6 protein-coding genes and 1 pseudogene are annotated in these 5,010 nt (G+C 57.3%); 3 read left to right on the top strand and 4 right to left on the bottom strand.

Features of this window, described 5'->3' with window-relative positions:
- Window positions 1–342, top strand: a 342-nt coding sequence (locus KBY99_RS14805) for a biliverdin-producing heme oxygenase (protein WP_254999819.1), incomplete at its 5' end; no start/stop codon positions are given.
- Between the two features lie 27 nt (window positions 343–369).
- Here the strand turns inward: KBY99_RS14805 and KBY99_RS14800 are convergent.
- Complete coding sequence (locus KBY99_RS14800) at window positions 370–612, bottom strand: hypothetical protein (RefSeq protein ID WP_127432026.1); 243 nt, start codon at window positions 610–612, stop codon at window positions 370–372.
- A gap of 132 nt (window positions 613–744) precedes the next feature.
- On the opposite strand from KBY99_RS14800, the gene KBY99_RS14795 reads away from it, so the two are divergent.
- Window positions 745–1,662 carry an NAD-dependent epimerase/dehydratase family protein gene (locus KBY99_RS14795; RefSeq protein ID WP_254941614.1) on the top strand — a complete coding sequence of 306 codons (918 nt, stop codon included), beginning with the start codon at window positions 745–747 and terminating at the stop codon, window positions 1,660–1,662.
- On the opposite strand, the gene KBY99_RS14790 is transcribed toward KBY99_RS14795, so the two are convergent.
- Window positions 1,641–2,471, bottom strand: a complete 831-nt coding sequence (locus tag KBY99_RS14790) for a hypothetical protein (RefSeq protein WP_254941613.1) — start codon at window positions 2,469–2,471, stop codon at window positions 1,641–1,643. The two genes, KBY99_RS14795 and KBY99_RS14790, sit on opposite strands and share 22 nt — an antisense overlap.
- Before the next feature lie 240 nt (window positions 2,472–2,711).
- Between KBY99_RS14790 and hemH the strand changes: the two genes are divergently transcribed.
- Window positions 2,712–3,887, top strand: coding sequence for a ferrochelatase (gene hemH / locus KBY99_RS14785; protein WP_254999818.1), 1,176 nt, complete (start codon window positions 2,712–2,714; stop codon window positions 3,885–3,887).
- Here hemH and KBY99_RS14780 read toward each other — a convergent pair.
- Together KBY99_RS14780 and KBY99_RS14775 are read right to left on the bottom strand one after the other, a co-directional pair.
- The gene (locus KBY99_RS14780) at window positions 3,866–4,687 is read right to left on the bottom strand and encodes a phycoerythrobilin:ferredoxin oxidoreductase (protein WP_254941611.1); all 822 of its coding nucleotides are present in this window, start codon (window positions 4,685–4,687) and stop codon (window positions 3,866–3,868) included. The two genes, hemH and KBY99_RS14780, sit on opposite strands and share 22 nt — an antisense overlap.
- Window positions 4,684–5,010: pseudogene (locus KBY99_RS14775) on the bottom strand (dihydrobiliverdin:ferredoxin oxidoreductase); the annotation flags it as partial. The gene KBY99_RS14780 and the pseudogene KBY99_RS14775, both read right to left, overlap by 4 nt.

The following is a 5,010-nucleotide window of genomic DNA, read 5'->3' as shown; positions in this document are numbered from 1 at the left end:
TACACCCGCTACATAGGTGATCTTTCCGGCGGCCAGATCCTCAAGAACATCGCCCAGAAGGCGATGAGCCTGGGCGAGCACGATGGCCTGCGTTTCTACGAATTCGCGGCTATTCCCGATGAGAAGGGCTTCAAGGCCAACTACCGCACCACCCTCGACGCCCTGCCGATCGACCAAGCCATGGCCGATCGCATTGTGGAGGAGGCCAACCACGCCTTCCACCTGAACATGACCATGTTCCAGGAACTGGAAGGCAATCTGATCGCCGCCATTGGCAAGGTGCTGTTTGGCTTCCTTACCCGGCGTCAGCGTTCGGGCAGCACGGAAGTGGTGGCGGCCTGAGGCTTAGCGGCGCTTGGATCGGACCCATCAGTCCTCGATTAGATCAACGCTCACCAGCCGGGTGAGACCTCCAGGGGTGGCTGGGTCGATGGTGCCTGGCTTGAAGTTGGCCTGAAACCACCACTGGCGACCATCTTTGCTGCGCCGCTCGACACGGAAGTTGTCCAGTCCCTGCTCCCGCAGTGCCAGTTGCAAAGCATCTCCGCTGCAGCCGGCGCAAGTCACGGAAACTGGCGCTAGTCCAGGCACTTCGACGCAATAGACGGGCATGGGCTTAAGGAGATAGCTCAGGCTGCCACAAGAACCGAGTAGGGCTCAGGGAGCGTCATCCGTAGCGGTGACAACGCAACCCCCCATCCGGCAGGCCTAAGGTTGCAAAACTTCACGATTGGGCTTTGCGGGATGACTTCTGCCCCAGATCTGGCTTCCCTCTATCAGTTGCTGTCTCTCCAAGAGCGCCCGATCCTGCCCTCGGGCGAGCGTCGCGCAATCCTGGGTTGTGGCTACGTGGGTGAAGCGGTTGCCAAATCCTGGAAGCAGGAAGGGCATGCACTTTGGGGCACCACAACCCGGCGTGAACGCTTGCCAGAGCTGGCCGACCTAGTAGAGAATCCGTTGGTTTTTGATTCCACGGATCCCTCCAGCAGCCTGGACTTCGCAGCAGATCTCGACGGCATCTTGGTGTCCTTCGCTCCGTCGAAGAGTTCCAGTGTTGAGCTGAGCCAATACGAGCAGACCTTTCTTGGCGGTCTGCAACGGCTGATCGAAACGCTTAACCGTCGGCCTGTCAGCTCGCCACTGCAGCTTGTTCACCTAAGCAGCTGTGGCGTGTATGGCAACCGGCAGGGAGCGCTCACAAGTGAGAGCGATCCAACTGATTCAAATCATCCAGTGAATTCCGTGCTCGTGAGGGCAGAGCAGATGATCGCGTCGGTCCGCTCCGAATCGATCAAGGTCTGCGTGTTGCGCCTCGGTGGCATATATGGGCCTGGACGTGATATTCCGGCCATGTTGCTCAGTGCAGCTGGCGGATTAGTGCAGCGTAATGGCTTGAATGTGCCGTGCTGGATTCACCGCGACGACATCGTTCGCGGTATCAACTTCGCCTTTGACCAAGGCCTGAATGACACGTACAACCTGGTCAATGATACCCAGTACAACGGCCAGGAGCTCACAAATCGGTTGTGTGAGCGCGCTGGGCTGCCACTGGCCAAGTGGTTGACCAGAGACACCAGCGATCGAATCCTTAATGCGCGGGTGAGTAATGAGAAGCTTAAGCAGCTTGGCTTCAGCCTCTCTCATCCATGCATGGTGGGCTGATAGCGGCGCTCTATCCAGGCCAAGAGATTGTGATTGGCATCAAACTCCATTGTCAGATGCACAAAGTTTTGACGATCTAGTATGCAGCCGAAGTGGAGGTCAAATGAATGCTTTGGCAAAATCTCCGGCAGGCTGCAGATTAAATTATCTGCAAATAGCCCGTTCACTTCATTTTTGATAAACCATTCGCTACAGAATGGCGCCAGCCGCTGTTCTGACATTGCAATTCCAGAACTGAATCCGGGTCTGATCACTGATTCCACCCCTTGCCAGCCAATGACGGTCTCTAATACCGCCTCCAACGATTGAAACTGAGTGCGTTCTGGGTCAGGACTGGTGCGTTGGCAGCGGAAGGGTGTGGCGGCGATTGAGTCCAGCAGCATCTGTCCATCCGGTTGTTGCTGGTAAAGCGCAACCAGCATCGAACGACTGCGACCGCTGAAGAAGTTCACTTCATGCCCAGCACGCGCGACGCTGCCTGCCATTTGCAGGCTCGACTGACCTGCAGTCTGCGGAAAATGCCAGCAGTTGTGGCTGAGGTTGTAATTGTGCCGATATAGGGGGAAGCGGCGTTCTCCACCCGGTGCGAATCGAAGGCCGGTTCCATGCCATTCACCCGTATGCGCATCCGAGAAGCGGATGGCGTAAAGCGAGGCCTCCGGGTTGACGGTGCCCTGCTTCATGTTCATGCCGTCGCCGTTGCGGCCATACCAGGTGGTTGTTCCCTGCCAGTCGCCATCAAAGCTGGCGCGCATAAGGTCCCATTGCCGATCAGCTGCGGCTTTGGCGTGGTTATCTGAAGCTTCCATCGTCTTCAGTTCGGTAATCGGGTTTTCCAGAATCGTTGTTTCGTGATCAGAGGGTCCGCGGCGAAAAGTTTATGGGGCTCTCAGGCCACTACCCGCTGGTGAAAGATCCCTGGGGCTTGGACGTGGCTTGATCCACTTCGTTGTCAGGGCTGACCCTAAACGTTTCTTAATTAACCGAGCGAGTGCAGCTGCAAGCGGTTGTAGACCTAAGGTGATGTTTGGCCTCATGATCGCCAAGCCATGGCCAAGGTAGGTGTGCTCCTGCTGAACCTCGGGGGTCCGGAGCGCATCCAGGATGTCGGCCCTTTTCTCTACAACCTGTTCTCGGATCCGGAGATCATCCGGCTACCCAACCCGGGCCTGCAGAAACCTCTGGCTTGGCTGATCAGCAGTCTGCGGGCGAGCAAGTCGCAGGAGGCTTATCGCTCTATCGGCGGTGGCTCGCCACTGCGGCGAATCACCGAGCAGCAGGCGCGGGAGCTGCAGAGTGCCCTGCGCCTGCTTGGGATCGAGGCCACCAGCTACGTGGCGATGCGCTACTGGCACCCATTCACCGAATCGGCGGTGGCAGACATCAAAGCCGACGATGTGGATGAGGTGGTGGTGCTGCCTCTTTACCCTCACTTCTCGATTAGCACCAGCGGTTCCAGCTTTAGGGAGCTTCAGCGTCTTCGTCAGGCTGATCCTGTCTTCGCAGCTTTGCCGATTCGATGCATCCGCAGCTATCACGATGACCGGGGCTATATCGACGCCATGGCGGGGCTGATCGCCCGTGAGATCCAGGCCTGCCCGGACCCTGACAGCGCCCACGTGTTCTTCAGCGCCCACGGTGTTCCTAAGAGCTACGTGGAGGAAGCGGGCGATCCCTACCAAGGGGAGATCGAAACCTGCGCCCGGCTGATCATCGAGAAGTTGGAGGCCACATTGGGCCACAGCAACTCTTTCACCCTTGCTTATCAGAGCCGGGTGGGTCCTGTGGAGTGGCTCAAGCCCTACACCGACGAGGCATTGGCGGAGCTAGGGCGGCAGGGTGTGAAGGATCTGGTGGTTGTGCCGATCAGTTTTGTGAGCGAGCACATCGAGACCCTTGAAGAGATCGACATCGAGTACCGCAAGCTGGCTTTCGAGTCGGGCATCACAAATTTTCGGCGTGTGCCGGCGCTTGACACCAACCCTGCGTTCATCCAGGGGCTTGCGCGACTCGTCCAGCAGGCCCTGGATGGACCCGAAGTGAATCTTGACCAGGCGGCGGCTTTGCCCAGCACCGTGAAGCTCTACCCCCAAGACAAGTGGGCTTGGGGCTGGAACAACAGCTCAGAAGTGTGGAATGGCCGCTTAGCTATGCTCGGATTCTCCGCTTTCCTTGTGGAGCTGATCAGTGGAAGTGGCCCTCTTCATGCCATAGGCCTGCTTTGATCTCCGTTTTGATCGGGATAGTGTCTATCCAGATCGAACAACACCTCATGGATATATGTCTCGGTCCATTCCGCACCGTGAAAGCGGCCGAGCATCCCCCTTGCCGGATCTTTCTCTGCCCGGTAGCTGGTGTAGCGCTTTTGGCCATTGAGCAATATCGCTGAGCGATCGTCTGCTACGGGGGTCGCTTCATCCACGAGCTGTAAATAAAGCTTTAAATACTCAGCAAAGGCTTGAAATATAACGGTGCTTATTAGCTCATCGGAGGCTGCTCCCAAAGGTAGACGGGTCCAGAGAAATGCAGGTGAAAAGTAAGGTTCTGCCTCAGCAGGAATGGGCCCGCCATCGGGTAAGTGAGGTTTCCAGCTGTTAAAAATTGGGAGTAATCGATCCCAGACCGGTTGGGTATGGAGGGAATCGCTGCGGTCAACCGGCTGCAGGTCAAGGGCTAGCAGATGGCCTGAGGGCAGCGTGACCAAATCTGCTCCGAAGAAAGGCAGATCAAAACGGCAGTGGGGATTGATCACTAGGTTCAGCACGGACGCTGCTGGCCCCGCCTCCACGCAGGCGGCCCTCACCTGGCGAAGTTTGTTGGTTTGACATGCCCAGGTTGCAGTTTGCACAACTACCGGCTGTGCCTTCGAACCGGTGGATCCGGTTTTTTGCAGAAACTGCTCCGGCACGGGGTAGGCGGCTGGCTCCAATGCCTGAAGCATTTCGACTGCATGATCAAGAAAGGGCTGCCAACGCCAACCGGGGATTCTGACCTGGTCAAGGCTGCAGCTTTGCGGTGCTGTCATTGCTGCGGGCTAGATGGGAAAAGGAACTCGTGCAGAAAACGATCCGACCAAGCCTTGCCGAAGTGGCTGCTAAACAGGCCGTGAGCCGGATCTCTTTCGGCGCTATAGACATCGTATGCCTCCTGCAGGGTTTTCACCTTTTCTGCTGTAACTATGGAAGTGCGTTGGCCGGCTTCGGCGCTGAGCTGCCAGTAGCAGTCGAGAAAGGCAGTGAAAGCTCTGGGCAAAGATTCCTGCGCCTCCTCAGCTCCTCCACGGCAGAACAGCAGCCAGGGCGAAAAATATTGGTTTGGATCAAATGAGCGCATCGCCTCAGCACCGTG

The sequence above is a fragment of the Cyanobium sp. Maggiore-St4-Cus genome (assembly GCF_024345615.1).
Classification (GTDB): domain Bacteria; phylum Cyanobacteriota; class Cyanobacteriia; order PCC-6307; family Cyanobiaceae; genus Cyanobium_A; species Cyanobium_A usitatum.
Note: the sequence above shows the minus strand (reverse complement) of the source record. Positions and strands in the feature narration are given on the sequence as shown.